The following is a 26325-nucleotide window of genomic DNA, read 5'->3' on the forward strand; positions in this document are numbered from 1 at the left end:
CACCGAGAAAGGTGAGTCATGTCAGCCGTGCAACTGGGCCAGTACCCGCCCGCGTCCCACCTGATCGCGCACATCAGTGACACCCATTTCCTCGGCGGCAGCCGGGCACTCTATGGTGCGGTCGACACCGACACCACGGTGTACCAGGCGATGGCGCAGCTGGAGCGGTCCGGCCTCCGGCCGGACGCGCTCGTGTTCACCGGCGACATCGCCGACCGGGGTGAGGCCGATGCGTATCGCCGGGTGCGCGACATCGTCGAGGCCGCGGCCGAACGGATGGGCGCCCCCGTCATCTGGGTGATGGGCAACCACGACAAGCGGGAGGCTTTCCGCACCGAGTTGCTGCGCGAGGCCGGGTCGATGGCACCCGTCGACCGGGTGCACGACATTGGGGGAGTGCGCATCATCGCCCTGGACACGAGTGTCCCGGGCTATCACCACGGCGACCTGTCCGAGGCGCAGCTGGCCTGGCTGACGGACGTGCTGCGCGAGCCGGCTCCCCACGGCAGTCTTCTGACGCTGCACCATCCGCCCGTGCCGACGATGCTGCCCCTGATGGCCATCCTTGAGCTGCGGGGGCAGGCGAGACTGGCCGAGGTGGTTGCCGGCAGCGACATCCGGGCGATCCTGGGCGGGCACCTGCACTACGCGACGACCGGACTCTTCGCCGGAATCCCCGTGTCGGTCGCCGCCGCGACCTGCTACACCATCGATCCGACCGCGCCGCGCGGCGAACTCAGCGGCCTGCAGGGCGGCCAGTCGATCAACCTCGTGCACGTCTACTTCGACCAGATCGTGCACTCCCACGTGGCCCTCGGGGAGTTCGAGGCGGCAACCGGCTTCGATGCCTCCTTCCTCGCCCGGATGGAGGCGCTCACTCCCGAACAGCGCACCGAGGCCTTCTCCAGGCAGGTCGAATCAGGGTGACGGCTGCGCCCGCACGCCTCCTCGCTGCCCATGTCGACGACTTCGTCATCTACCTTGCGGCCGAGCGTGGCTTCTCCGTGCACACCGTCCGGGCCTACCGCACCGATCTGGCCGGGCTCGTCGCCTATGCGGAGACTCGCGGCGTCACCGACACGGAAGGGTTGAGCCTCGACCTGCTCCGCGACTGGCTCTGGGTCGCCACCCAGGCGGGGCTCGCGCGGGCGACGATCGCGAGGCGTTCGGCATCCGCCCGCAGCTTCACGGCCTGGCTGGCCCGCACCGGCGGCAGTTCCGCCGACCCCGCGGTAAGGCTGCGCTCACCGAAGCCCGGCCGCCCGCTCCCGCGCGTGATCAACCGGGCGCAGATGCAGGACCTGCTCACTCACCTCGAACTCCGCGCCCGCACGAATGACCCGGCAGCGCTCCGCGAACTCGCGATCGTCGAACTGCTCTACGCGTCGGGCCTGCGGGTCTCCGAACTCGTCGGCCTCGACGTGGCCGACGTCGACCTGCACCGGTTGACGGTTCGGGTCACGGGCAAGGGCGCGAAGGAGCGGGTGGTGCCGTTCGGCGTTCCCGCCCAGACCGCGATCCTCGCCTACCTCGGCCGGGCCAGGCCCGTGCTGGCGGCGGGCGGGGTGCAGGAAACGGGGGTGCAGAAAGCGGCGGTGCAGAACGCGCTGTTCCTGGGAGCCCGGCGGCAGCGGCTGGGCGTGCGGGCCGTGTACCGGCTCGTCGCCACCCTGCTGGCCGGCATCCCGGGAAACGAACCGGCGGGCCCGCACGCGCTGCGCCACACCGCAGCGACCCACCTGCTCGACGGAGGCGCCGACCTGCGCGCCGTGCAGGAACTCCTCGGCCACGCCAGCCTGGGCACCACCCAGATCTACACGCACGTCTCCGCGGAACGGCTCCAGCAGAGCTACCGGAGCGCGCACCCCCGCGCCTGACTCGGCACGGCTACCGCGCCGGCAGCAGGACCGCCCGTGGGACCCCGCCCAGGTAGAGCAGGGGAGAGACGTAACGGCCGTGCTGCCTCAGCCCGAGGTGGAGGCAGCGGTCGGCGCAGTGGCCCCCGGCGGCAACGTGCCCGAGGAGCTGCCCCGCAGCGACGCGCTCGCCCGCGCCCACGATGGCCGCCACCGGTTCCACCGTCGACACCACGTCGCCCGCGTGAGCGAGCGACAGCACAGGGCGATCCACCACCACGCCGGCGAAGGAGACGACACCGTCGTACGGTGCGAACACGGCCGTGCCGGGGATCGCCTGCAGGTCCAGGCCGCGATGACCGTCCGCATACTCGCTGGCAGGGGCTCTGAATCCCTCGACCACCGGATGCGGCGGCACCAGTGGCCAGGACCAGGTCCCCGCCACACTCGTCGCAGTCGATGGCGTGCCGGGCGGCGCCGGCAGCAGCACGCCGGCCAGCGGCACCAGCAGTGCCGCGGAGAGTAAACGGGAGAGGTTCATGCGACCACCGTGCCTCAGGGGCGATGCGGCCGGCCGGTATCCGCGGCATCCGTGCTGCGCACCCCGGGGGGTCTGGCTGTGGAGGAGCCGGGGGAAGGGCGCGGGCGGGGTGCGGTGCACCAGACGCGGTGCCGGTGGGTGCTAAACTCGTCCAAGCAGCGCTTCGTGCGCTGACTACGCGTGCCCATTCGGCCTCCACGTCCACTCGGTCCTTGCTTCTCGAAGCGGGGCGGATGTGTGCCGGGCACCAGGAGTAGTGATCATCCGATCACGACACAAACCGATTGGCGTTTTGCTGCCTCGCAGCGCGCCAGATAAGGAGAACGGCTCATGGCCGTCGTAACCATTCGCCAGCTGCTCGACAGCGGCGTGCACTTCGGGCACCAGACCCGCCGTTGGAACCCGAAAATGAAGCGTTTCATCTTCACCGAGCGCTCCGGCATCTACATCATCGACCTGCAGCAGTCGCTCGGGTTCGTTGACAAGGCCTATGACTTCGTCAAGGAGACGGTTGCCCACGGCGGCACCATCCTCTTCGTCGGAACGAAGAAGCAGGCGCAGGAATCGATCGCCGAACAGGCGATCCGCGTGGGCCAGCCCTACGTCAACCAGCGCTGGCTCGGTGGCCTCCTCACCAACTTCCAGACCGTTTCCAAGCGTCTGGCCCGCATGAAGGAGCTCGAAGAGCTCGACTTCGAGGACACCGCCAAGAGCGGTTTCACGAAGAAGGAAATGCTCATCAAGAAGCGCGAGCTCGTCAAGCTTCACAAGAGCCTCGGCGGAATCCGCAACCTCACGAAGACGCCGTCGGCGCTGTGGGTTGTGGACACCAACAAGGAGCACCTCGCCATTGACGAAGCCCGCAAGCTCGGCATCCCCGTCATCGCGATCCTCGACACGAACTGCGACCCGGACGACGTCCAGTACCCGATCCCGGGCAACGACGACGCCATCCGTTCCGTCGGCCTGCTGACCCGCATCATCGCGGACGCTGCAGCCGAGGGCCTCATTCAGCGCCACGCCAAGCCGGAGGCCGAAATCGAGCCCCTCGCCGCGTGGGAAGCCGAACTGCTGGCCGCTCCGGCCGAGACCACCCCGGTTGCTGACGAGACTGTCGCCACCGAGGCCGTCGTCGCCGAGCCGGTTGCCACCGAAGAGGTTGCCGCCGCCCCCGCGGAAGAAGCCGCAGCTGACGAAGCCGTAGCAGCCGCCGCGGTCGACGCTCCCGCCGAAGAAACCAAGTAAGGGGTCCCGGTATGGCAAGCATCAGCCTCGCAGACGTCAAGGCTCTGCGCGAGCGCCTCGGCACTGGCATGGTCGACACCAAGAACGCCCTCGTTGAAGCCGACGGCGACATGGAAAAGGCCGTCGAACTCCTCCGGATGAAGGGTGCCAAGGGCAACGCCAAGCGCGCCGACCGCTCCACTTCGGAGGGACTCGTCGCGGCCAAGGAAATCGGCAACACCGCCACCATGATCGAACTCGCCTGCGAGACCGACTTCGTCGCCAAGGGCGTCAAGTTCGTCGCACTGGCCGAGAAGGTCCTGGACGCGGTCGCCGCTGCCGGCGCCACCACCGTCGAGGAAGGCCTGGCCGCTCCGGTCGACGCCCAGACCGTCGGCCAGCTCATCGACGGCGAAGCCGCGATCATCGGCGAGAAGTTCGAACTGCGCCGCGTCGCATCCGTCACGGGTGAGAAGTTCGCGATCTACCTGCACAAGACCAGCAAGGACCTGCCCCCGCAGGTCGGTGTTGTTCTCGGCTACTCCGGAGACGACGCAGAGACCGCGCGCAGCGTGGCCCAGCACATCTCCTTCGCGAATCCCGAGTACCTCGCGCGCGAAGACGTTCCCGTCGACGCCGTCGAGGCCGAGCGCCGCATTGTGACCGAGATCTCGAAGAACGAGGGCAAGCCCGAAGCGGCTCTGCCCAAGATCGTCGAGGGTCGCGTCACGGCTTACTTCAAGCAGGTCGCACTCCTCGAGCAGGACTACGCCAAGGACAACAAGTTGTCCGTCAGCAAGGTTCTCGCGGACGCCGGACTGACCGTCTCGGGCTTCGCCCGGTTCAAGGTCGGCGCGTAACGAGAAATTGAGTAACGATGGAGACCGGGTTGCATTCGCAATCCGGTCTCCTTCTCTGTGTGCGCGCCCAGTAGCTCACCCAGTAGTTTTAAGACAGGTACAACGGAAGGACGCGCACAGCATGTCAGATTCGGTCAAAAAGCGCAGGGTCCTCCTCAAGCTTTCTGGGGAAGCATTCGGGGCGGGAAGCCTCGGCGTGAACCCCGACGTCATCAGCGCCCTCGCCCGCGAGATCGCCGAAGCGGCCAAGCAGGTCGAAATCGCGATCGTCGTCGGCGGCGGCAACTTCTTCCGTGGAGCCGAGTTGTCACAGCGCGGCATGGACCGTGGCCGGGCCGACTACATGGGGATGCTCGGCACCGTCATGAACGCGCTGGCGCTGCAGGACTTCCTGGAGCAGGCGGGCGCTGAGACTCGGGTCCAGTCCGCCATCGCGATGACCCAGGTGGCCGAGCCGTACATCCCCCGCCGCGCGGAGCGCCACCTGGAAAAGGGCCGCGTCGTCATTTTCGGCGCCGGTGCCGGACTGCCCTACTTCTCGACCGACACCGTCGCGGCGCAGCGTGCCCTCGAGATCGACGCCGAGATCGTGCTCGTCGCCAAGAACGGCGTGGACGGCGTCTACTCCGATGACCCGCGCACCAACCCGGACGCGCACAAGATCGACCGCATCACCTATCAGGAGGCCCTGCAGCGCGGGCTCAAGGTCGTCGACTCGACCGCGTTCAGCCTCTGCATGGACAACGGCATGCCCATGCAGGTCTTCGGGATGGCTCCGCACGGCAACGTGACGGCCGCCATTCTCGGGGCCGATCTGGGAACCCTCGTCTCCAACTAAGCTTGTCAACGCCACCGAAGAAGGAGTCACCGTGATCACGGATGTTCTGTCCGATGCCACCGCACGCATGCACAAGGCTGTCGAAGCCGCGAAGGACGATTTCGCGACCGTGCGAACCGGCCGCGCGAACCCGCAGATGTTCGCGAAGATCCTGGTCAATTACTACGGCACGGCGACGCCGCTGGAGCAGATCGCCTCCCTCCAGAACCAGGAAGCCCGCACGCTGTTGATCGGCCCGTATGACAAGGGCGCCCTGCGCGATATCGAGCAGGCCATTCGCGACACCCCGAACCTCGGGGCGAACCTGGGCAATGACGGCAACGTCATCCGCGCCACTCTGCCCGAGCTGACGGCGGACCGCCGCAAGGAGTACGTCAAGATCGTCCGCACCAAGGCCGAGGACGCGAAGGTGTCCGTGCGCAACCTCCGGCGCAAGGCCAAGGACGAACTCGAGGCCCTCAAGACCGAGGTCGGTGACGACGACGTGGCCCGCGGTGAGAAGGAACTGGAACAGATCACCAAGGCCCACGTCGATGCCATCGACGATGCCCTCAAGCGCAAAGAAGCCGAACTCCTCGAGATCTAGGGAGTTCAGCACCATGACGGACGATTCGAAAAAAGACCTGCCGCCCAAGCGCGCGCATGGCGTCAGCCGTGCCGAGTTCCGGGCCCAGGTCCAGTCCACCAGGGCTGACATCGAACGTCAGATGCAGGCCACCCGGGCGCAGCTGGACGCGACGCAGGTGCGTATCCAGGCTCGCACGGGCCGCAACCTGATCCTCGCCACCCTGATCGGGCTGGCGCTGGGACTGTTCATGCTGTTCAGCCTCATCGTGGTCAAGGACCTGTTCATGGTCTGCGCGGCCGCGTTCGTCGGCCTCACCGCCTTCGAGCTGGCCCAGGCGCTTCGCCACTCCGGGCGGAACGTGCCCCGCATCCCGGTCGTACTGGCTGCCGTGTCCGTGGTGCCGGCCGCGTTCTACTTCGGAGCGACCGGCCAGTGGCTGGCCACGCTCGGCGGCATCCTGCTGATCGGTCTCTGGCGGGTCGTTCTGCTCGCCTGGAAGAGCCACCGCGCCGATGCGAGCAGCGTGCTGGCGGATGTCGGTGGCGGCCTGCTGATCCAGTCCTACGTCGTCTTCCTGGGCAGTTTCTCCGTGCTTCTGGTGGCGCTGCCCGAGGGGCAGTGGTGGACGCTCGCGTTCCTGCTGATCGTCATCTCGGCGGACACCGCCGCCTACGCCACGGGGCTCAGCTTCGGCAAGCACAAGATGGTGCCCAGTATCAGCCCCAAGAAGACCTGGGAAGGTTTCGCGGGTGCCGGTGCCGCCTGCCTGGGGATCGGCGTGCTCCTGTCCGTCCTGATGCTCCACGAGCCCTGGTGGTTCGGCCTCATCTTTGGGGTCGTCATCCTGCTCAGCGCGACCTTCGGCGACCTGGCGGAGTCACTGATCAAGCGGGACCTCGGGATCAAGGACATGAGCTCCTGGCTGCCGGGCCACGGCGGATTCCTCGACCGGCTGGACTCGATCCTTCCGTCGGCCGCAGCCGCGTACGCCCTGTACCTGATCTTCGCCTAACAGTTGACGCTCGAAACAGAGGAGATGCTGTGAGGCAGCATGACGCAGTGACCACGACCTTCCCGCGCACCCCCAAAAAGACGCTGGGTTACAACACGGCGCAGGTCGAGTCATTCCTCGCAGCGGCTCGTAAGGCGTACGACGCCACCGATGACGGAGGCGAGGGCGCTCCGCTCACGGCCGAAACCATCCGTCACACCGCGTTCAGCCTGCACAAGGGCGGCTATTCTCCCGCCCACGTGGACGCGGCCCTCGAACGGCTCGAGGATGCCTTCGCCACCCGCGACCGTGACCGGGCCACGCGTGCACAGGGCAAGGAGGCCTGGCTGGAAGAGGCACACGATCTGGCCCAGGTCCTGGTCAACCGGCTCGGTCGCGCCGACCACCACCGTTTCTCCCGCGTCAGCATCCTTACGGTCGGCTACAGCCGGGTAGACGTCGACCGGTTCGCGTCCCGGCTGGTGCGGTACTTCGAAGACGGCTTCCCGGTCACGATCGAGGACGTGCGGTGCGCGGTATTCCGGCCCCAGCGCGGCGGCTATCGCGAAGCCCAGGTCGACGTCGTCCTGGACGGCGTGATCGACGTGATGCTGGCGGTTCGCTAACACGCACGCCGTTATCTCGCTGTTATGCGTGATCTGGGTTAGGCTCAGGACATCGTGGGTAGACATATGAGCATCATCGAGTCCGAGCACGCCGCCATACCCGTCAGGCCCGCAATGAGAAGGCCCCGGTCCAGAGGTCAGGCGTCGCTCTTCCTTTTCGCCTTCACGGCTGCTGCGGCCTTCGTGCTGGTCACCGTCGTGGACCCGTATTCCGGCGCCACCGCGTCACCGTACTTCCAGGTCGTCGGCGTGAGCCGGCCGTCTGGTCCCGCCCAGGAGATCCAGGTCGCCGCCGGCTACGCGAACACCGTGACCCGAGACAGCTTCACCGTGAACGAGAAGCCCATTCCCGTTCCGGTGCCCGTCGCGGCCCCCGTAGCGTCGAAGTCATCGTCGTCTACGGCGCCGACGGCCGCCGTTCCCGATCCCGGCTCCGCCCAGGCCATCGCGTCCGGGATGGTGGCTGACCGCGGCTGGGGCGACGACCAGTTCAACTGCCTCGTCTCGCTGTGGAAGAAGGAGTCCGGCTGGCGCGTCAACGCCGAGAACTCCTCGAGCGGCGCGTACGGCATCCCTCAGGCGCTGCCGGGCTCCAAGATGGCCACCTCCGGCGACGACTGGCAGACCAACGCCGCGACGCAGATCGACTGGGGCCTCGGCTATATCAGCGGCCGCTACGGAACGCCGTGCGGTGCCTGGGCGCACTCCGGCGACGTCGGCTGGTACTAACGCGCCGCACGCCCCCACCGGCCCCGTGGCCGCAAGCCGGCCGCCCCGACGTAGACTGTGCCCATGGCCCGCAGCAACCGACCTCGTGGCCGCAAGCCGGCCGGGTCGGGCGAGCCGGATGACGGCCTGTCCCGTCTGCGGGCCGGCTGGCGCCGCACGGAATCCGGGCGCGACGGCCTCTGGACCGTTCAACCGGTGACCGGTGCGCAGGCCGTCAAGGCCTATGTCTGCCCGGGCTGCAGCCTGCACATCGCGCCCGGACTCGCCCATGTCGTCGCGTGGCGAAACGACGGCCTGATGGGCGAGGCCGCCGACCTGGCGGCCCGCCGGCACTGGCACACGCACTGCTGGAAGATCAGATAGGGATGCCGCAGCGGGCGTCCGAGAAGGAGAAACCGTGAGTTCGAGCGTGGTCGAGATTCGCGGGGGAGTCGAACTGCCGGCGGTGCGCGAGCAGATCGAGTTGCACACCGGCGATGGCCTGACCCTGGTGGGGGAGCTCGCGACACCGGTGGGCCGCCCCCCGGTGGCCACTCTCGTCACCCTGCATCCCTTGCCCACGCACGGCGGCTTCATGGACTCCCACCTCCTCCGCAAGGCAGCCGGCCGGCTGCCGGCCCTCGCCGATCTGGCCGTCCTGCGGTTCAACACCCGCGGTACGACCTCCCCGCGCGGCACCAGCGGGGGCAGTTTCGACGGCGGGGACGCCGAGCGCGAGGACCTCGCGGCGGCCATGGCCTTCGTCGCCCAACGGGGCCTGCCGAACCCCTGGCTGGTCGGCTGGTCCTTCGGCACCGAACTGGCGATCAAGTACGGTCTCGAGCACCCGATCCGGGGCGCCATCCTGCTGTCGCCACCCCTGCACCGGGCGTCGGATGCGGATCTGGCCAGGTGGGCGGGGAATGAGCGGGCCCTCGTCGCCATCATCCCGGAGCACGACGACTACCTGCGGCCGGAGGAGGCCCGTCAGCGCTTCAGCAGCGTGCCGGGCACCCGGTTCATCGCCGTGGACGGCGGGAAGCACCTGTGGGTCGGGGAGAGCCAGACGCGCCGGGTCCTGGACGAGATCGTCGCCGTGGTCAACCCGGCGGCCGCACCCCTGCCGACGGAGTGGACCGGCCCGCTCGCCTAGCCGAACCGATTCGTCAGAGTTCGTTCTGCCTCGGCACGACGACCTGCTTGATGATCATGATGGCGGCCGCGGCGACGGGGATGGCGATCAGGGCGCCGAGGATGCCGAGCAGGCTTCCGCCGGCGAGGGCGGCCACGACGACGAGCGCCCCTGGTACGGCGACGGCGCGGTTCATGATGTTCGGGCTGAGCAGGTACGCCTCGACCTGCATGTAGATGAGGTAGTAGATCGCTGCGACCAGGGCCGTGAACGGCGAACTGCCGATCCCGGGGATCAGGCAGGTCAGCACGATGATGATCGAACCGGTGATGGTCCCGATCAGGGGAACGAGCGAGAACAGGAAGGCGATCAGTGCCAGCAAGGCCGGGAAGGGGGCCCCGATGATGGACAGGAAGATGAAACTGAGCACGCCGTTGCACAGGGCCAGGGCACCCTGCCCGATCACGAAACGGCCGACGGCGGTCGTGATCTGCTCGCTGAGGTCGGCGAACCGCTCCCGCTTGGACGCCGGCACCAGCTGGTACATCGCGTGCTTCATGCCGTTCAGGGAGGCCGTGAAATAGAGCGTGAGAATGAGGATGATCAAAGCGCCGAACAGGCCGCTCACCACGGCGATGCCGGACTGGATCACCGTGGACGTGATCGAGGTCAGGTTCTTGCCGAGGAAGTCAGTCACCGAGGTGACGATCTTGGAGACCTCCAGGCCGGGGAACTGGTTCTGCAGGTCGGTGAGGAACGTCGAGGAGTTGACCGACTTCACCAGGTCGGGGATGGCTTTGGAGAGCTTGGACACCTGGTCGACGATGATCGGGGCGACGGCGAAGACCATGCCGGTGAGGACGCTGAGTACGACGGCCAGAACCGTCAGGATCGCCCACCGGCGCGGGAACTTTTTCTTCTCCAGCCAGGACACGGCCGGGTCGAGTCCGAGCGAGAGGAAGAGCGCGGCCCCGATGTAGGTGATGATCGTCTGCAGCGTGACAACGGAGGAGATGATCAGTAGTCCGACGCCGACGCCGAGGGTTCCGATCAGGCCGACTCGGAATGCATTTTGAATCTTCACGTGCTCCCCCATTGGCGACGACTCGGCGTCGGTTCTCATCGTCGGTGCTGCTGCTGCTGCTGGTGGACTACTCGTCCGAGGTGACTCTCTCCGCCTGGGTGAGCAGGCCGCGCAGGCTCTCGAAGTAGCCGGCCACCGCGTCGCGCTCAATCCTAATCTGGGACAGGCGCTCCTCCGCGTCCTCAACGAGAACGCGTGTGCGCGATTCCGCCTCCGTCACCAGAGCGCTCGCGCGGGCCTCGGCCTCCCGCACCGTGCGTTCCGCGGATTCCTCCGCGGTCTTCTTCACTGCTCGGGCCTCGTCTCGGGCGTCAGCGTCCAGCTGGTCGTTCAGGGCGCGAAGTTCGGCCGTGCGCTGGGTGGTCTCGGTGAGCTGCCGGGTCGCGTCGGAAATGAACTTCTGCGTCTGGGCGACGGCCTCCTGGTGACGGGTCAGGTGCCCCTGCTCTGCTTCGTCCCGGCGGGCCTTCAGCTCCATGTCCAGGTCGGCCCTGGTCTGGTCGATCTCCCGCTTCAGTTTCGCGGCCTCGTGTTCGCCGCGCTTGCGAGCGGCCGTCAGGTGATTCTCGAGGTCGATGCGCAGCTGCTCGCTGTCCGCGGCAAAATCGGCCCTGGCCTGTTCGTGTTCGCGCCCGAGATCTGCCCGGGCCTGCTCGGTCTCGGCAGCCAGGTCGGCGCGCGCCTTGTGGGTCTCGTGCTCCAGGTCCGCCCGCCTGCGATCGAGGTCCCTGGCCAGGTCGGTCTGGGCCTGGTCGGCCGCGATCGCCTGGTCGGCGTGGGCCTGCTCAAGTTCCCTGTCGAGGTCGGTGCGGGCCTGCTCGATCTCGGCCGCGAGGTCGGTGCGCGCGGCCTCGGTCTCGTGGGCGAGGTCGATTCTGGCCTGCTCGGTCTCCCGGGCAAGGTCGACGCGCGCCTGCTCGGTCTCGGCCGCGAGGTCGATTCTGGCCTGCTCGGTTTCGCGGGCGAGGTCGGCGCGCTGCTGGTCGAGTTCGTGGGCGACCTCGGCCCGGGTCAGCTCCGTCTCCGTCGTCAGGCCGGCCGCGATCTCCTGCGCCTCGGTTGCTTCCCGCTGGGCGACCACGCGCACCTCGGCGGCCTCACGCTCGGCTTCGGAGCGGATCGCGGCGACCTCCCGCTTCACCGTGGACCGCAGCTCGGCCGCTTCGGTGGCCACGGCGCCGCGGATGGCGGCCGCGTCGTGCATGGCGTCCTGGGTCAGCGTCGTGGAGTCGTCGTGGGCGCGGGCCAGGAGGTCGTCGGCCTCGGCGATGGCGTCGTCCATGATGCGGCCGGCCTTCACGCCGGCATCCGAAAGAACGCGGTCGGCGTGGTCTTTCGCCTCACGGCGCAGGGTCTGCACTTCGCTGGCAGCGGATGCGCGCAGCCGCTCGGCGTCGATGTCGGCCTGGGCGATGACGCGGGTCGACTGTTCCTCCGCGACGCGGAGGGTGTTCTCCAGCTTGGTGCCGAGTCCGGAGAAGGTGGGGCTGCCCACTTCCTCGATTTCGGCGTTCAGGTCCTCGATGTGGGCGGTGAGGCGTTTGATCTCCTTGTTCGCTTCGGTGCCCTGGCTGTTGGCCTGAATAAGGTCGCGACGAAGACCCTGGATGGCCTTGTCAACTTCTTCCCGGTCGTATCCACGGAAAACCTGGGTGAAATCAGCTTCGTCGAGTGCCACGCTATCTCCTCAAAATGGGACTCGGACCCCCGACCACGGTGCATCGGGGGGAGTCTCGTCAATTTTAGTATGTTGGGGAGGGGGCGGCCGGTCCCAGTTGAAGGACTATTAGGCAGCTCTCAGGGGCAACCAGTATCGTGAAATGTCCTGTCTGCTGCTCCCCGGGCCCAAAACCGGGCAGTGCCCGCCCCAAGCGTGTGGTGAGCGGCGGGCAACACAGGAGGGTTTACGTGCGTTTTCTTATTGCCATTGTGGCATTCGTCCTTGCGGCCGGGATGATCGTTCTCGGCATCGCCCAGCGGACGGTCTTTCTCGAACCGGCATCCACCAGCCTCAGCGCGACCATCGCGGACGAGGCCCGGTACGCGGTGATCGAGTCCAGTGCGCTGACCGCGTTCGACGGCAGCCAGACCGTCACCGTCACCGGTGCCGACACCGTCTTCCTGGCTTACGGGCGTTCCAGCGACGTGAAGGCCTGGCTCGGGGACTCCCCGTATGCGGACATCCGCCAGGCCAGGAACGCTCCCCGGCTCAGCAGCAAAATCGTCGAGGCCCCCGCGGCCGAAGCGGCCGACGCGGCATCATCGGAGACTGCTGCGCCCGTGGCCGAGACGATCACCAACCCGGCGGGGTCTGACATGTGGCTCCAGGAATTCACCGCCAAGAAGACCCTGACCACCACTGTCCACGTTCCGGAGGGCATCTCCCTGATCGTCGCGTCCGACGGCACCGCGCCCGCACCGACGACGGTCACCCTGTCCTGGCCCGTCGACAACTCCACCCCGTGGGCCGGCCCGCTGATCGCGGGCGGCGGGATCGTCGCCCTCCTCGGCTTGGTCATGTATCTGCTGGCCCTGCTGCACCTGCGCCGTTCGCATGGCCCGCGCCGCAACCTGCCCCGCGGCCCGCGGATGCCCCGGCTCCCGCGGGTGCCCCGTCCCAAGGCGATCAAGGCCAGCGAGATCACCGGCTCGCGTCGGTCGGTCACCCGCTCCATGGTCAGGGTTGTCCCCGTGGTCCTGGTGTCCGGCCTCCTGCTGAGCGGGTGTTCGGCCGACTTCTGGCCGAGCGCGCCGTCCGCCCCGAAGGCGTCGGTCACCGCGACTCCCGGAGCCACCGACCTCCCCGCGGCCGAGGACGTGCCGCCGCCCGCCGTCTCGGTGCCACAACTGGAGCGAATTGTTTCCGACATTTCCAGACTCTCCACCGACGCCGACGCGAAGCTGGATGCGGAGGCCATCGCGACCCGGTTCACCGGTCCTGCCCTCGCGGAACGGCTGGCCAACTACAAGGTGCGCGCCGTGGACCCCGCGCTGAAGGCCGTGCCGGCCCTTCCGGCCGCACCGCTCACGCTGAAGCTGCCGCAGCAGTCCTCGAACTGGCCGCGGGTTGTCCTGACCGTGATCCAGGACAAGGCCGCGCCCACCGTGGCCCCGCTGGCGCTGGTGCTCCGGCAGGAGAGCCCGCGGGCCGACTACCTGGTCGAGTACGCGATGCAGCTGGAACCGGCCGCGAAGGTTCCCGACGTGGCGCCGGCGAGCATCGGCGCGCCCATCATCGCGCCCGACTCCAAACTCCTGGCCCTGCCGCCGGGTGAGGTCGCCGCGGCCTACGCCGACATCCTGATGCAGGGGGAGGCCAGCCCCTCCTTCGGTCTCTTCGAGGCGGAGGGGGACACCTTCCGCACCCAGGTGGCCACCCTCAGGGCCGACCGGATCGGCAAGCTCTCCAAGACGGCGTCCCTCGAGTTCGCGACCGCCGTCGGGAAGGGGTCGACGGTGGCCCTGGCCACCAACGACTCCGGCAGCATCGTCGCGGTGAGTCTGACCGAGACGGAGACGGCTAAGATCCTCGATGGCGGCGCCACGGTGCAGACCGAAGGGGCCAGCAAGGCGCTTTCGGGAGTGGAAAAAACCGCCAAGGGCATCCAGAGCGTCTACGGTGACCAGCTCCTCTTCCACGTTCCGGCAGCCGGTTCGAAAGAAAAAATCGTCCTCCTTGGCATCGCCCAGGGCCTCATCTCATCCTCGGAGATTCCATGACCACTGTCCCCCCGTCCGGAATGAACATGCGCGGCGCCGTCGACCTGTCGTCCCTGGTGAACCGCCCGGCCGCTCCGGTCCCCGGTGCGCCGGCCGCACCTGCGGGGGCGCCCGTGCCGGTGCCGAGCCTGATTCTTGACGGCACCGACGCGAACTTCGGAGAGGTGCTGGAACTGTCCATGACGGTGCCGGTCATCGTCGACCTCTGGGCCGAGTGGTGCGAGCCGTGCAAGCAGCTCTCGCCCGTGCTCGAGAGGCTCGTCGCCGAGTACGCCGGCAGGTTCGTGCTGGCCAAGGTGGATGTCGACACCAACCCCCAGCTCACGCAGGCGTTCCAGGCGCAGTCGATCCCGACCGTGGCCGCCGTCATCGGCGGCCAGCCGGTGGCGTTGTTCAACGGGGCGCTGCCCGAGGCCCAGGTGCGCGAGGTCTTCGAGCGTGTGCTCGAGCTCGCGTCGGAGCACGGAGTCACCGGGACCGCCGCCGCGCCCGCAGTCGGTGCGGGAGCCGCCGGAGACGCCTCCGAGGCGCCGGTCCCGGCCGAGCCGGAGCTGCCGCCCCTGCACCGCGAGGCCTACGACGCGATCGAGCGTGGGGACTACGAGGCAGCGATCGCCCTCTACAAGACCGCGCTGGCCCGCGACCCAAGGGACACCATGGCCGTGGCCGGCCTGGCGCAGGTGAGCCTGCTGGCCCGTCTGCACGGCAAGACGATGGCCGAAATCCGTGCGGCCGCCGCTGCCGCTCCCGGGGACCTCGATGCGCAACTCCTGGTGGCGGACCTCGATCTGTCGGGCGGCCACATCGAGGACGCCTTCGATCGGCTGCTCGAGCTCTTCCCCGCGCAGGAGCCGGTCGGCAGGAACAAGATCCGGGAGCGCATCCTCGAACTGTTCGAGGTCGTCGGCCAGGACGACCCGCGGGTGCCGCCCACCCGCTCGCGCCTCACCGCGCTGCTCTACTAACCGACGCCCCGAGCCCATACCCAGAGGCGACGCCGTCGACCCAATTCGACGGAGATTCTGCTCTAAAATCGCCGTTTGGTAGGGTTTGGGGCCGATTCCGGCAGAATCTCCGTCGAATTCGTTCGGGCGGCGACGCTTGGGCGCACGCAGCTGAGGCCGCGAAAAGGCCCCTCGGCATCGTCGAGGGGGCCTTTTCGCGCTTTCGCGGACTGAGCGCGTCGTCGTTAGCGGCGCAGTCGCAACCAGAGGCCCGCGAGGGGCGGCAGGCTGAGAACGACGGATGCCGGGCGGCCCGCCCACGGGGTAGCCGAGGCTTCCACGGCGCCCAGATTTCCGACCCCGGAACCGCCGAACTCCTCGGCATCCGTGTTCAGGATCTCCTCCCACACGCCCGCGAACGGCAGGCCGACCTGGTAACCGATGTGCGGTTGACCGGAGAAGTTGAACAGGCAGGCGACGGGGTTGCCGTCGTTGTCCCAGCGCAGGAACGAGACGACGTTCTGCGCGGCCGCGCCTCCGTCGAGCAGCTCGAACCCGCTCGCGTCGTAGTCGCGCGCCCAGAGGCTCGCGTTGGCCCGGTAGACCCGGTTCAACTGGCCGACCAGGTTGAACAGGCCCCGGTGGGCCGGCTGGTCGAGGGTCCACCAGTCGAGGCCGTGCGCCTCGCTCCACTCGGAGCGCTGCCCGAATTCCTGGCCCATGAACAGGAGCTGCTTGCCGGGGTGCGCCCACATGAAGGACAGATACGCGCGCACGTTCGCGAGCTGCTGCCAGGAGTCGCCGGGCATCCTGGAGACGAGGGAACCCTTGCCGTGCACGACCTCGTCGTGGCTGATCGGCAGCAGGAAGTTCTCGCTGAAGGCGTAGACGAACGAGAAGGTCAGCTCGCTGTGGTGGTGCGCCCGGTACATCGGGTCCACGCTCATGTACTCGAGCGTGTCGTGCATCCAGCCCATGTTCCATTTGATGCCGAAACCGAGGCCGCCGCCCGACGTGGCGGCCGTGACGCCGGGCCAGTTGGTGGACTCCTCGGCGATCATCACCGCGCCGGGATTGCGCTTGTAGGCGGTGGCGTTGATCTCCTGCAGCAGGCTGATCGCCTCGAGGTTCTCGTTGCCGCCGTGGATGTTCGGCTCCCACTGACCGTCCTCGCGGGAGTAGTCCAGGTAGAGCATCGAGGCGACGGCGTCCACGCGCAGGCCGTCGATGTGGAACTCCTCGAGCCAGTACAGTGCGTTCGCGACCAGGAAGTTGCGCACCTGCTTCTGACCGAAGTCGAAGACGTAGGTGCCCCAGTCCATCTGCTCGCCGCGGCGCGGATCGGGGTGCTCGTACAGCGCCTCGCCGTCGAACCGGGCCAGGGCGAAGTCGTCCTTCGGGAAGTGACCGGGGACCCAGTCCATGATCACGCCGATGCCGGCCTGGTGCAGCCGGTCGATCAGGTAGCGCAGGTCGTCCGGGGGGCCGAAACGACTCGTCGGCGCGTAGTAACCGGTGACCTGGTAACCCCAGGAACCGCCGTACGGATGCTCGCTGAGCGGCATGAATTCGACGTGCGTATAGGCCAGCTCGTCCAGGTACGCGATCAGCTCGTCGGCCAGGTCCCGGTAGCCGAGGCCCGGCCGCCAGGAGCCGACGTGCATCTCGTAGATGCTCATCGCCCGGTCGTGCGGGTCGGAGGCCGAGCGCTCGGTCAGCCAGCCGGCATCCCCCCACTCGTAGCTGGTCTCGCCGATGACCGACGCGGTCTTCGGCGGGATCTCGGTGTACCGGGCCATCGGGTCGGCCTTGCGCACCCAGTCTCCCGACTGAGCGAGCAGCTCGAACTTGTAGTTGGAGCCGGCGGCCAGCCCGGGCACGAACAGCTCCCAGACGCCGGTGCTGCCCATGTTGCGCATGGAGTGCAGCACGCCGCTCCACTGGTTGAAGTCGCCGATCACCCTGACCGCCTGCGCGTGCGGAGCCCACACAGCGAAGGACGTGCCGGAGCCGGTGCCGAGCGGTCCCACGCGCGGCCGGTAGTGCGCGCCGAGCACGTCCCAGAGACGCTCGTGCCGCCCCTCGCCGATCAGGTGCAGGTCGAGCTCGCCCAGGGTGGGCAGATACCGGTACGGGTCGTCCACGATCCAGGTGGGGGCGTCGCTGTAGCGCGTCTCCAGGACGTAGTCCTGCAGGCCGAGGGTGCTGACACCCTGCCAGATACCGTGGCTCAGGTGTGCCAGCTCCACGTGGGCACCGGTCGACAGCACCGCGATGACCTCGGTGGCCAGCGGCCGCAGGGCACGGATGACGGTGAGCGGGTCGCTGACGCCGGCGGTGGCGAGCAGGTGCTGGCCCAGGACCTCGTGTGGGTTGTAGTAGCTGCCCGCCGCGACGGCTTCCAGGACGTGCGCCGGGATCACCGGCATGTCGGCTCCGTCGGTGGGACGGGGATGGGCGTGCTTCATGTAATCGGTCCCTTCACGTGCAGGATGTGCACCGGTTCGGTGAATGCGTCGAGGCGCACGAAGTTGTCGGCAGACCAGTTCCAGACGGCTCCGGTGACCAGGTCTTCGACCTCGAACGATCCGCCCTGCGGAATGCCGAAGCGGGTGACGTCCAGGTGTACGACGGTCTGGCGCACCGAGTGTGGGTCCACGTTGGCCACGATGATCAGCGCGTCGGACCGGCCGGTGCCGGTGAATTCGGCGTCGAGGAACTTGCTGTAGACGAGGATGGCCTCGTCTTCGCTGCCGTGGATGTCGAGGTTGCGCAACTGCCCGAGGGCCGGGTGCTCGGCCCGGATACGGTTGAGCAGGGTGAGGTAGGGAGCCAGGGACGCGCCGCGTGCCTCGGCCGCCGCGAAATCGCGCGGACGGTACTCGTACTTTTCATTGTCGATGTTCTCCTCGGCGCCGGGACGGGCCACGCTCTCGAAGAGGTCGAAACCGCTGTACACGCCCCAGGTCGGCGCCGCCGTGGCCGCGAGGGCGGCCCGGATCTTGAACGCCGCCGGGCCACCGAACTGCAGGTATTCCGACAGGATGTCCGGGGTGTTGACGAACAGGTTCGGCCGCAGAAAGTCGGCGGTCTCATGGGCCAGGCCGTCGAAGAATTCCGACAACTCCTGCTTCGAGTTGCGCCAGGTAAAGTAGGTGTACGACTGCTGGAAACCGACCTTGCCCAGGCCCTGCAGCAGGGCCGGGCGGGTAAACGCCTCGGCGAGGAAGACGACGTCCGGGAACTCGGACGTGATCTCGTGGATCAACCATTCCCAGAAATCGAGCGGCTTGGTGTGCGGGTTGTCGACCCGGAAGATGTTGATGCCGACGCCGATCCAGTACCGCACGATCCGGAGCACCTCCGCGCGGATCCCGGCCGGGTCGTTGTCGAAGTTGATCGGGTAGATGTCCTGGTACTTCTTCGGCGGGTTCTCGGCGTAGGCGATCGACCCGTCGGGAAGCGTGGTGAACCATTCCGGGTGCTCGGTGACCCAGGGGTGGTCGGGGGAGGCCTGCAGGGCCAGGTCGATCGCGATCTCCAGGCCGTTGCCCCGGGCGGCGTCGAGGAACGCGGTGAAGTCGTCCACGGTGCCGAGATCCGGGTGGATGGCGTCGTGTCCGCCCGCGGCCGATCCGATCGCCCAGGGCGATCCGGGATCGTTCGGCCCGGCGTTGAGGGTGTTGTTGGGGCCCTTGCGGAACGACCGGCCGATCGGGTGGATCGGCGGCAGGTAGACGACGTTGAAGCCCATGGCCGCCACTCCGGGGAGACGGCCGGCGGCCGTGCGGAAGGTTCCGCTCTGCCACGTCCCGTCCGCGCGCCTGACCGCGCCCTCGGAACGGGGGAAGAACTCGTACCAGGAGCTGACGCCCGCGCGGGTGCGTTCGACGAGCACGGTGCGGGACTCGGAGAAGGCTTCCAGCCCGGCGAGTGGGCGCACGGCTGCCGCGGCGTTGAGCTTCTCGTTGGAGATCACCGCGAAGCGCGCATCCGGGGACTTGGCCGGATCGACGAGTGTCTTCGCCGCCGCCGTGAACAGACGCCGCTCGGCCAGGGGCCGGGTCTTGTCGGCGGCCGCGCGCTGGAGGAGGTCGGATCCGATCAGGTACATCAGCTCCACGTCGACCCCGGCCGGGATCTTCAGGGACGCGTTGTGCTGCCAGGTGGCCCAGTCGTCGGCGTAGGCCCGCACCCGGTACTGCCACCGGCCCTGGCTGCCGAGGCCCACGGTGGTCTCCCAGCGGTCGGTTCCCGGCACGGTCAGGGACATCGGATGCTGCGACCGGGTGCCGTCGGGCGCGGTCAGCAGGAGCATAACGCCGATCAGGTCGTGGCCCTCACGGAATGCGGTGGCCTTGAACGGCACCGCTTCGCCGACGAAGGCCTTCGCCGGCCACAGATTGTCGTTCACCTGCGGGGAGAGATCGAGGATCGGGATGCGCCCGAACTTCGGCGTCATCGGTACCGTCGTCCGCGACGTCGGCGGAGCCGAAGGGACGTCGGGGACGTCCGGGATCCGGGCGGGATTTGAAGGAGTTTCAGGAGCCGCGCCTGCGCGTTTTGCTGTCTTAGCCACCCAATGACCGTATCGCTATTTGTCCGCCCAATGCTGTCCTCCTTAACGCAACCGACACATCACGGCTCTAGGCTGGATAGCGTGAAAGCAATCCGCAAATTTACCGTCCGTACCGTGCTGCCCGAGTCCCTTGGCGCTCTTGACGAGCTGGCCGGCAACCTCCGCTGGTCCTGGCACGAGCCGACCCGTCAGCTGTTCGAACACATCGCCCCGGAGTTGTGGCGCGAGACCGGCACCGACCCCGTCGCCCTTCTGGGCGCCGTCGACACCGCGCGGCTCGCCCAGCTCGCCGCGGACAGCGATTACGTCGCCTGGGCGAACTCCACCCGGGACGAGCTGCGTTCCTACCTGCAGGAGCCGCGCTGGTACCAGGGCCTCGAGGGCGAGAAGCCCGCCTCCATCGCTTACTTTTCGCCGGAGTTCGGCATCGCCGCCGCCCTTCCGCAGTACTCGGGTGGCCTCGGCATCCTCGCCGGAGATCACCTGAAGAGCGCGTCCGACCTCGGCGTGCCGCTGGTCGGTGTCGGCCTGTTCTACCGGGCCGGCTACTTCAGCCAGGCCATCTCGCCCGACGGCTGGCAGCTGGAAAGCTACCCGCTGCTCGACCCCGACGGCCTGCCCCTTTCGGTTCTGCGCCGGGCGGACGGCTCCGCCGTGCAGGTCTCCCTCGCACTGCCCGATGACCGCACCCTGCACGCGCGGGTCTGGCAGGCAATGGTCGGGCGCATCCGTCTGCTGATGCTCGACACGGACATCCCCGAGAACGCCGACGACCTGCGTCTGGTCACGGACCGCCTGTACGGCGGCGGAGGCGAACACCGGCTGCTGCAGGAACTGCTGCTCGGCATCGGCGGCGCCCGCGCGGTCAAAATTTGGAGCAACCTCAACGGCCAGGCCGACCCCGAGGTGTTCCACACCAATGAGGGCCACGCCGGATTCCTCGGCCTGGAGCGCATCTCCAGCCTGATCGGCGAGGGCCTCAGCTTTGCCGAGGCGCTGCAGGTGGCGCGTGCCGGTACCGTGTTCACGACCCACACGCCCGTCGCGGCCGGCATCGACCGGTTCGAGCGCAGCCTGGTGCGGCGCTATTTCGAGACCGACCTGCTGCCGGGCGTCGCCGTCGACGACCTGCTCGCCCTTGGTGCAGAGAACTTCCAGGACGGCAACCCCGACGTCTTCAACATGGCCCTGATGGGCCTGCGGCTCGGGCAGCGCGCCAACGGCGTCTCCAAGCTGCACGGCGAGGTCAGCCGGGTGATGTTCAAGGGACTGTGGCCGGGCTTCGACGCCGTCGACGTGCCGATCGCCTCGATCACGAACGGCGTGCACGCACCGACCTGGACCGACCCGGCCCTGATGGCACTGGCGCAGAGCCGCCTGGGCACCAGCGACACCTCCGAAGCCGACTGGGCGTCTCCCGCCGTGTCCGACGAGGACCTCTGGCAGGTGCGGGGCCAGATGCGCCGGCAGTTCGTCGAGGACGCCCGCCGCCGGATCGCCGCCGCCTGGCTGGACCAGAACCCGGGCAGCATCGTGCCGTCCTGGATCGGCAAGGTCTTCGACCCGAACGTGCTCACGATCGGGTTCGCCCGCCGCGTGCCGACGTACAAGCGCCTGACCCTGATGCTGCACGACCCGGAACGGCTGCGTGCGCTCCTGCTGCACGCGGAGCACCCGATCCAGATCGTGATCGCGGGCAAGTCGCACCCGGCCGACGAGGAGGGCAAGCGCCTGATCCAGCGGATCGTGCAGTTCGCCGCCGACCCCGCCCTGCGCACCAAGATCGCGTTCCTGCCCGATTACAACATCGGGATGGCCCAGCTGATGTACCCGGGCACGGACGTCTGGCTGAACAACCCGCTCCGCCCGCTGGAAGCGTGCGGCACCTCGGGCATGAAGGCCGCCCTCAACGGCGCCCTCAACCTCTCGATCCTCGACGGCTGGTGGCCCGAATACTACGACGGCAACAACGGCTGGGCGATCCCCACCGCGGATGCCGCCGGTGACGCGGCCGAACGCGACCGACTCGAGGCCGACGCGCTCTACGAGCTGATCGAGCACCAGGTCGCCCCGAAGTTCTACGACCGCAACGCCGACGGAGTGCCCGAACGCTGGGTGGGGTCGATCCGGCAGACCCTCGCGAAGCTCTCACCCGAGCTGAACGCCGGCCGGATGGTGCGCCAGTACGTGCAGGAGCTGTACCGGCCCGCCGGGCTCGCTGAGGCGCGCCTCGCCGCGAACAACTACCGCGCGGCCCGGGAACTCGCGGCCTGGAAGGGCCGGATCGTGTCGGCCTGGCCCGGAGTCGCCGTGACGCACGTCGAATCCGGCGGCGTCGCAACGGTGCCCCAGGTCGGCGACGAGCTGCACCTGCGAGCCCATGTGCAGCTGAACGGGCTCACCCCCGAGGACGTGACCGTCGAGGTCGTCTACGGGAAGAGTCTCGCCAACGACGACCTGAGCAACGTCTCCGCCATGCCGCTGGACGCGGACGCCGAAGCCCGGCCGGGTGGCAGCCCGACGCTGTTCACCGGCACGCTCGAACTCGACCGCGGCGGCGCATTCGGCTACACGGTGCGGGTCGTTCCGCGCAACGCGCTGCTGGTCAGCCCGGCCGAGATGGGACTGATCGCCGTCGCCAGCTAGCACTGCCCGCGAGCGCTGCTCGGCGAGCGCTGCTCGGCGAGCGCTGCTCGGCGAGCCGCCCCTGCATCCGCGCGGCAGGTTCGCCGAGCCGTGAGTTTCGCCCCCGTTTTTTGAGTTTTTGGGGTCGTTGCTCACGGCTCGGCGGGCCTGGAACGGGCCTGGAACAGGGTTAGGCCCGGGCGATCGCCGCGAACAGCGCCGCCGTGGCCCGGGCCAGGTCGGCCGGCGCCAGCTCGATGTCGAAGCCGCGGCGGCCGCCGGAGACGAACACCGTGTCGAAGGTCAGCGCGCTGTCGTCGACCACGGTGGTGAGCCGGGACTTCTGCCCGACCGGGCTGATGCCGCCCACCACGTAGCCGGTCTTCCGCTCGGCGAGCGACGGGTCGGCCATCACGGCCTTCTTCGCACCCACGGCGGCGGCGAGCGCCTTGAGGTCCAGCTGGCCGGTGACCGGCACGACGCCCACGACAAGCCGGCCGTCGGCATCCGCCAGCAGGGTCTTGAAGACCCGGCCCGGTTCGATGCCGAGTTTCTGCGCGGCCTCCAGGCCGAAGCTGGTGGCAGAGGGTTCGTGCGGGTAGGCGTGGGTGGTGAAGGGGATGCCGGCCTGGCTCAGCCAGACCGTCGCCGGGGTGCCGGCGCTACCCTCCGGCCGCCTCGCCACGCGCTAGTGCGCCCGGAGCAGCTGCATGGACGCGCCCGGCACGAGGTACTGGTCCCCGGGGGCGTGCTCGATCACGGTGTCGCTGAGGTCGTCGTGGCTGGAGTCCCAGAGGAGCGTGTAGGACGTGACGCCCTCGTGCACCGGAAGGGTCACCGTCACGTCCTCCTCCCGGCCCTGCACGATCAGCAGGATCCGGTTGAACTCCTCGTGCTCCGGCGTGCTCGCGGCGAGGTACTGGAGGGTGCGCTCATTCGACGAGTGCCAGTCGTCCTCGGACATCGACTTGCCCTCGATGTTGTACCAGTCCATCTGGCTCGCGCTGAGCGTGGTCTCGCCCGGACGGCCGAACCAGACCGGGCGCAGGGCCGGGTTCTCCCGGCGCAGCTGCAGCAGGCGCCGGGTGACCCGGTGCAGATCGACCTGCCAGTCGTCGAGGTCCCAGTTGAGCCAGGTGAGCTCGCTGTCGTGGCAGTAGGCGTTGTTGTTGCCGCGCTGGCTGCGACCGAATTCGTCGCCGGCCGTGATCATCGGCACCCCGGCCGAAAGCAGCAGGGTCGCCAGCAGGTTGCGCATGGCCTTCCGCCGGACCGTCAGGATCGCCTTGTCACGGGTGGGCCCCTCGGCGCCGTGGTTGAAGGAATTGTTGCTGTCGGTGCCGTCGCGGTTCGACTCGCCGTTGCCCACGTTGTGCTTGACGTTGTAGGAGGTCAGGTCGGCGATGGTGAAACCGTCGTGCGCCGTGATGAAGTTCAGGGAGGCGAGGGGGCCGCGCTCCTGGGAGAACGTGTTCGCGGACCCGGCGAGGCGGGTGGCGAAGCGCCCGATTCCGCTTCCCGCGTGCCCGTCGCGGGCGGCGGCCAGGTCGGTCAGCCAGAACGAGCGCATCCGGTCGCGGTAGCGGTCGTTCCACTCGGTCCAGCCGCCCGGGAAGTTGCCGGTCTGCCAGCCGCCCATCCCGATGTCCCAGGGCTCGGCGATCAGCTTGACGTCGGCGAGTTCCGGGTCGTCCTGGATCGCGGTGAGCAGCGGGCTGTCCTGCTGGAACTCGACGTGCTCGTCCCGGGCCAGGGTGGCGGCCAGGTCGAACCGGAAACCGTCGATCTGCAGGTCGTTCGCCCAGTAGCGCAGCGAGTCGAGCACGAGCCGGCGCGGCACGTCGTGGGAGACGTTCAGGGTGTTGCCGCAGCCCGTGAGGTCGATGTAGGCGCCCGCGCTGTTCTGCCGGTAGTAGGCGGCGTTGTCGATGCCGCGGAGGCTGCTGACGGGGCCGTTGGGTCCCTCTTCGGCGGTGTGGTTGTAGACCACGTCGAGGATGACCTCGAGGCCGGCCTCGTGCAGGAGCTTGACCATGCCCTTGAACTCGCGCAGAACGGCTTCCGGGCCGGCCGCCTGTGAGGACTGAGTGGCGTAGTCGGCGTGCGGGGTGAAGAAGTTGAAGGTGTTGTAACCCCAATAATTCGTCAGACCCTGTTTGATCAGCCGCCGCTCGGAGACGAATGCCTGCACGGGGAGGAGTTCGATCGAGGTGACGCCGAGGTTCTTCAGGTAGCCGATGGTTGACTCGTGGGCCAGCCCGGCGTAGGTGCCGCGGAGGTGGGCCGGGACCGAGGGGTTGAGGTTGGTCAGTCCGCGCACGTGGGCTTCGTAGACGACGGTGTGGTCGAGGGCGATCTTCGGTTTGGACGATCCGGCCCAGTCGAAGGTGTCGTCGACGACATACGACTGCCACTGGTCGGGACCCACCCGAACGAGGCCACGGGAATACGGTTCGATCAGGGTTTTCTCGGGATGGAACGAATGCTGCGGGCCGGTGGGCCCGGAGACACGGATGCCGTAGCGGCGCCCCGCGGACAGGGTGCGGGATCGACCCACCCACACTCCGTGGGCGTCTTTGACCATGGGCACGGTCTTGACGATCCAGTTGGGGTCGGTGGCATCGAAGATGCAGAGGTCGATGGCGTCGGCGTTCTCCGACCACACACGCAGCTCGCCGCCGTGGGTCGTGACTCGGACACCGAGATTGCGCAGGGAATCGGGCGGAGTCATGGGTTCTAGAGTAATGAGTACAAAAGGGGAGTTGTGACCACACTTTGACTCTCCGTTCCCTAGAGCGAGCGTGGAAGGATCGACATGGCCGTGTATCTGGACCATGCGGCGACGACTCCGATGCTGCCGGAGGCCATCAGCGCATACGTGTCGGCGATGGCGGTGGTGGGCAATCCGGCATCCGTTCACAGCCAGGGCCAGAACGCGAAGCGCCTGCTCGAGGAGGCCCGCGAGCAGGTCGCCCTGAGCCTGGGCAGTGACCCGATCGAGATCGTCTTCACCGGCGGGGGCACCGAAGCGATCAACCTGGGCATCAAGGGGCTGTACTGGGCGCGCCGGCCGCGCACCCGCATCCTGGTGCCGGGCGGCGAGCACCACGCCACCATGGACACCGTGGAGTGGCTGGAACAGTACGAGGGCGCCGTAGTCGAGTGGCTGCCCCTGGACTCGGTGGGCCGGATCGACCTGGCCGCCGTGGAGCGGTCGATCGCGGCGAACCCGCACGACATCGCGCTGATCACCCTGCTCAGTGCCAACAACGAGGTCGGCACCCTGCAGCCGGTCGCGGAGGTCGCGGCCCTCGCCGCGGCCCACGGCATCCCGGTGCACGTCGACGCGGTGGCGGCCTACGGCCACGTTCCGATCGACTTTCGGGCCCTCAACGACGGGGGAGCGTCCGCGGTGAGCGTCTCGGCGCACAAGATCGGCGGGCCGGTCGGGATCGGCGCACTCGTGCTCTCCCGCCGGGCGAGCGTGGTGCCGCTCCTGCACGGCGGCGGGCAGCAACGGCAGGTGCGCAGCGGCACGCAGGATGTGGCCGCGGCGGTGGCGTTCGCGGTCGCCGCGACCGCCCTCGGCGACGACCTGTCCGGCGAGAACGCCCGGGTGGCTGCCCTGCGCGATCGGCTCGTCGCCGGCGTCCGGGCCGCGGTCCCGGCCGTGATCGTCAACGGCGACCCGGATGCCGGCGGGCGCCTGCCCGGCACCGCCCACTTCAGCTTCCCCGGCTGCGAGGGCGATTCGCTGCTGTTCCTGCTCGACGTGGCCGGCATCTCGGTGTCGACCGGATCCGCCTGCCAGGCCGGCGTGCCGGAACCCTCGCACGTGCTGCGGGCCATGGGCCGCAGCGAGGTGGAGGCGCGCGGCGCCCTCCGGATCACCCTCGGCCGCACCTCCACCGAGGCCGACGTCGACGCGCTGCTGGCGGCGGTGCCCGCGGCTCACGCCCGGGCGGCCCGCGCCGGCCTCGCCGATCGGGTGCCGGGGCGCTGACCGCGCCGCGGGCAGCCGTCGTGGCC

22 protein-coding genes are annotated in these 26325 nt (G+C 68.5%); 15 read left to right on the plus strand and 7 right to left on the minus strand.

What is annotated here, in order from left to right; translation table 11 throughout:
* The first annotated feature begins 18 nt into the window (after positions 1 to 18).
* Complete coding sequence (locus E3T42_RS02430; RefSeq protein ID WP_134368258.1) at positions 19 to 927, plus strand: phosphodiesterase; 909 nt, start codon at positions 19 to 21, stop codon at positions 925 to 927.
* Positions 918 to 1877, plus strand: coding sequence for a tyrosine recombinase XerC (locus E3T42_RS02435; protein WP_134402392.1), 960 nt, complete (start codon positions 918 to 920; stop codon positions 1875 to 1877). Before E3T42_RS02430 ends, E3T42_RS02435 begins: the two co-directional genes overlap by 10 nt.
* A gap of 10 nt (positions 1878 to 1887) precedes the next feature.
* Here E3T42_RS02435 and E3T42_RS02440 read toward each other — a convergent pair whose 3' ends face one another.
* Positions 1888 to 2397: a murein hydrolase activator EnvC gene (locus E3T42_RS02440; protein ID WP_134368257.1), complete on the minus strand. Its 510-nt coding sequence runs from the start codon at positions 2395 to 2397 to the stop codon at positions 1888 to 1890.
* Positions 2398 to 2727: 330 nt separating this feature from the next.
* Between E3T42_RS02440 and rpsB the strand changes: the two genes are divergently transcribed.
* The 9 genes from rpsB to E3T42_RS02485 all read left to right on the plus strand — a co-directional run bounded on the left by rpsB (position 2728) and on the right by E3T42_RS02485 (position 9365).
* Positions 2728 to 3642 carry a 30S ribosomal protein S2 gene (gene rpsB, locus E3T42_RS02445; protein WP_134368256.1) on the plus strand — a complete coding sequence of 305 codons (915 nt, stop codon included), beginning with the start codon at positions 2728 to 2730 and terminating at the stop codon, positions 3640 to 3642.
* Positions 3643 to 3653: 11 nt separating this feature from the next.
* Complete coding sequence (gene tsf, locus E3T42_RS02450; RefSeq protein WP_134402393.1) at positions 3654 to 4481, plus strand: translation elongation factor Ts; 828 nt, start codon at positions 3654 to 3656, stop codon at positions 4479 to 4481.
* Between the two features lie 121 nt (positions 4482 to 4602).
* Entirely contained in the window at positions 4603 to 5319 is a 717-nt protein-coding gene (gene pyrH, locus E3T42_RS02455) for a UMP kinase (protein WP_134402394.1), read from the plus strand.
* A gap of 31 nt (positions 5320 to 5350) precedes the next feature.
* Complete coding sequence (gene frr / locus E3T42_RS02460; RefSeq protein ID WP_134368253.1) at positions 5351 to 5905, plus strand: ribosome recycling factor; 555 nt, start codon at positions 5351 to 5353, stop codon at positions 5903 to 5905.
* A gap of 13 nt (positions 5906 to 5918) precedes the next feature.
* Positions 5919 to 6899 (plus strand): phosphatidate cytidylyltransferase, encoded by a 981-nt coding sequence (locus E3T42_RS02465; protein ID WP_174235663.1) that lies wholly within the window; start codon positions 5919 to 5921, stop codon positions 6897 to 6899.
* Positions 6900 to 6946: 47 nt separating this feature from the next.
* Positions 6947 to 7504: a DivIVA domain-containing protein gene (locus E3T42_RS02470; RefSeq protein WP_134402395.1), complete on the plus strand. Its 558-nt coding sequence runs from the start codon at positions 6947 to 6949 to the stop codon at positions 7502 to 7504.
* A gap of 66 nt (positions 7505 to 7570) precedes the next feature.
* Positions 7571 to 8233, plus strand: a complete 663-nt coding sequence (locus E3T42_RS02475; RefSeq protein ID WP_134368251.1) for a lytic transglycosylase domain-containing protein — start codon at positions 7571 to 7573, stop codon at positions 8231 to 8233.
* Positions 8234 to 8296: 63 nt separating this feature from the next.
* On the plus strand, positions 8297 to 8596 hold the full coding sequence (locus tag E3T42_RS02480; protein ID WP_134368250.1) for a hypothetical protein: 300 nt from the start codon (positions 8297 to 8299) through the stop codon (positions 8594 to 8596).
* A gap of 34 nt (positions 8597 to 8630) precedes the next feature.
* Positions 8631 to 9365: an alpha/beta hydrolase gene (locus tag E3T42_RS02485; protein ID WP_134368249.1), complete on the plus strand. Its 735-nt coding sequence runs from the start codon at positions 8631 to 8633 to the stop codon at positions 9363 to 9365.
* Positions 9366 to 9378: 13 nt separating this feature from the next.
* Here the strand turns inward: E3T42_RS02485 and E3T42_RS02490 are convergent, their stop codons facing one another.
* Both E3T42_RS02490 and E3T42_RS02495 read right to left on the minus strand, forming a co-directional pair.
* Positions 9379 to 10428 carry an AI-2E family transporter gene (locus E3T42_RS02490; RefSeq protein ID WP_134368248.1) on the minus strand — a complete coding sequence of 350 codons (1050 nt, stop codon included), beginning with the start codon at positions 10426 to 10428 and terminating at the stop codon, positions 9379 to 9381.
* A gap of 67 nt (positions 10429 to 10495) precedes the next feature.
* Positions 10496 to 12106: a hypothetical protein gene (locus tag E3T42_RS02495; RefSeq protein WP_134368247.1), complete on the minus strand. Its 1611-nt coding sequence runs from the start codon at positions 12104 to 12106 to the stop codon at positions 10496 to 10498.
* A 251-nt stretch (positions 12107 to 12357) separates the two neighbouring features.
* Between E3T42_RS02495 and E3T42_RS02500 the strand changes: the two genes are divergently transcribed.
* Both E3T42_RS02500 and E3T42_RS02505 read left to right on the plus strand, forming a co-directional pair.
* Positions 12358 to 14148 (plus strand): hypothetical protein, encoded by a 1791-nt coding sequence (locus E3T42_RS02500; RefSeq protein ID WP_134368246.1) that lies wholly within the window; start codon positions 12358 to 12360, stop codon positions 14146 to 14148.
* Positions 14145 to 15113, plus strand: a complete 969-nt coding sequence (locus E3T42_RS02505) for a tetratricopeptide repeat protein (protein ID WP_134368245.1) — start codon at positions 14145 to 14147, stop codon at positions 15111 to 15113. The genes E3T42_RS02500 and E3T42_RS02505 overlap by 4 nt, the downstream gene beginning before the upstream one ends.
* A gap of 224 nt (positions 15114 to 15337) precedes the next feature.
* Here the strand turns inward: E3T42_RS02505 and glgB are convergent, their stop codons facing one another.
* Together glgB and E3T42_RS02515 are read right to left on the minus strand one after the other, a co-directional pair.
* Entirely contained in the window at positions 15338 to 17521 is a 2184-nt protein-coding gene (glgB, locus tag E3T42_RS02510; RefSeq protein ID WP_370261519.1) for a 1,4-alpha-glucan branching protein GlgB, read from the minus strand.
* Between the two features lie 35 nt (positions 17522 to 17556).
* Positions 17557 to 19554 (minus strand): maltotransferase domain-containing protein, encoded by a 1998-nt coding sequence (locus tag E3T42_RS02515; protein ID WP_134368243.1) that lies wholly within the window; start codon positions 19552 to 19554, stop codon positions 17557 to 17559.
* A gap of 198 nt (positions 19555 to 19752) precedes the next feature.
* Between E3T42_RS02515 and glgP the strand changes: the two genes are divergently transcribed.
* A complete protein-coding gene (gene glgP, locus E3T42_RS02520) occupies positions 19753 to 22317 on the plus strand; it encodes an alpha-glucan family phosphorylase (RefSeq protein ID WP_134368242.1) in 2565 nt (854 codons plus the stop codon).
* Positions 22318 to 22486: 169 nt separating this feature from the next.
* On the opposite strand, the gene ybaK is transcribed toward glgP, so the two are convergent.
* On the minus strand, positions 22487 to 22981 hold the full coding sequence (gene ybaK, locus E3T42_RS02525) for a Cys-tRNA(Pro) deacylase (protein WP_134368241.1): 495 nt from the start codon (positions 22979 to 22981) through the stop codon (positions 22487 to 22489).
* A 3-nt stretch (positions 22982 to 22984) separates the two neighbouring features.
* The gene (gene glgX / locus E3T42_RS02530; protein WP_134368240.1) at positions 22985 to 25027 is read right to left on the minus strand and encodes a glycogen debranching protein GlgX; all 2043 of its coding nucleotides are present in this window, start codon (positions 25025 to 25027) and stop codon (positions 22985 to 22987) included.
* An 84-nt stretch (positions 25028 to 25111) separates the two neighbouring features.
* Between glgX and E3T42_RS02535 the strand changes: the two genes are divergently transcribed.
* On the plus strand, positions 25112 to 26299 hold the full coding sequence (locus tag E3T42_RS02535; RefSeq protein ID WP_134402397.1) for a cysteine desulfurase family protein: 1188 nt from the start codon (positions 25112 to 25114) through the stop codon (positions 26297 to 26299).
* Positions 26300 to 26325: the final 26 nt, after the last annotated feature.

Origin of the sequence: Cryobacterium sp. TMT4-10, assembly GCF_004403275.1 — a bacterium.
Taxonomy (GTDB): Bacteria; Actinomycetota; Actinomycetes; order Actinomycetales; family Microbacteriaceae; genus Cryobacterium; species Cryobacterium shii.

Excerpts from the sequence above, each read along its gene's own strand:
- E3T42_RS02430 (WP_134368258.1), top strand. The coding sequence starts at position 19 with ATGTCAGCCGTGCAACTGGGCCAGTACCCGCCCGCGTCCCACCTGATC.
- E3T42_RS02440 (WP_134368257.1), bottom strand. The coding sequence starts at position 2,397 with ATGAACCTCTCCCGTTTACTCTCCGCGGCACTGCTGGTGCCGCTGGCC.
- rpsB (WP_134368256.1), top strand. The coding sequence starts at position 2,728 with ATGGCCGTCGTAACCATTCGCCAGCTGCTCGACAGCGGCGTGCACTTC.
- tsf (WP_134402393.1), top strand. The coding sequence starts at position 3,654 with ATGGCAAGCATCAGCCTCGCAGACGTCAAGGCTCTGCGCGAGCGCCTC.
- pyrH (WP_134402394.1), top strand. The coding sequence starts at position 4,603 with ATGTCAGATTCGGTCAAAAAGCGCAGGGTCCTCCTCAAGCTTTCTGGG.
- E3T42_RS02465 (WP_174235663.1), top strand. The coding sequence starts at position 5,919 with ATGACGGACGATTCGAAAAAAGACCTGCCGCCCAAGCGCGCGCATGGC.
- E3T42_RS02475 (WP_134368251.1), top strand. The coding sequence starts at position 7,571 with ATGAGCATCATCGAGTCCGAGCACGCCGCCATACCCGTCAGGCCCGCA.
- E3T42_RS02480 (WP_134368250.1), top strand. The coding sequence starts at position 8,297 with ATGGCCCGCAGCAACCGACCTCGTGGCCGCAAGCCGGCCGGGTCGGGC.
- E3T42_RS02505 (WP_134368245.1), top strand. The coding sequence starts at position 14,145 with ATGACCACTGTCCCCCCGTCCGGAATGAACATGCGCGGCGCCGTCGAC.
- glgB (WP_370261519.1), bottom strand. The coding sequence starts at position 17,521 with ATGCCGGTGATCCCGGCGCACGTCCTGGAAGCCGTCGCGGCGGGCAGC.
- E3T42_RS02515 (WP_134368243.1), bottom strand. The coding sequence starts at position 19,554 with ATGACGCCGAAGTTCGGGCGCATCCCGATCCTCGATCTCTCCCCGCAG.
- glgX (WP_134368240.1), bottom strand. The coding sequence starts at position 25,027 with ATGACTCCGCCCGATTCCCTGCGCAATCTCGGTGTCCGAGTCACGACC.
- E3T42_RS02535 (WP_134402397.1), top strand. The coding sequence starts at position 25,112 with ATGGCCGTGTATCTGGACCATGCGGCGACGACTCCGATGCTGCCGGAG.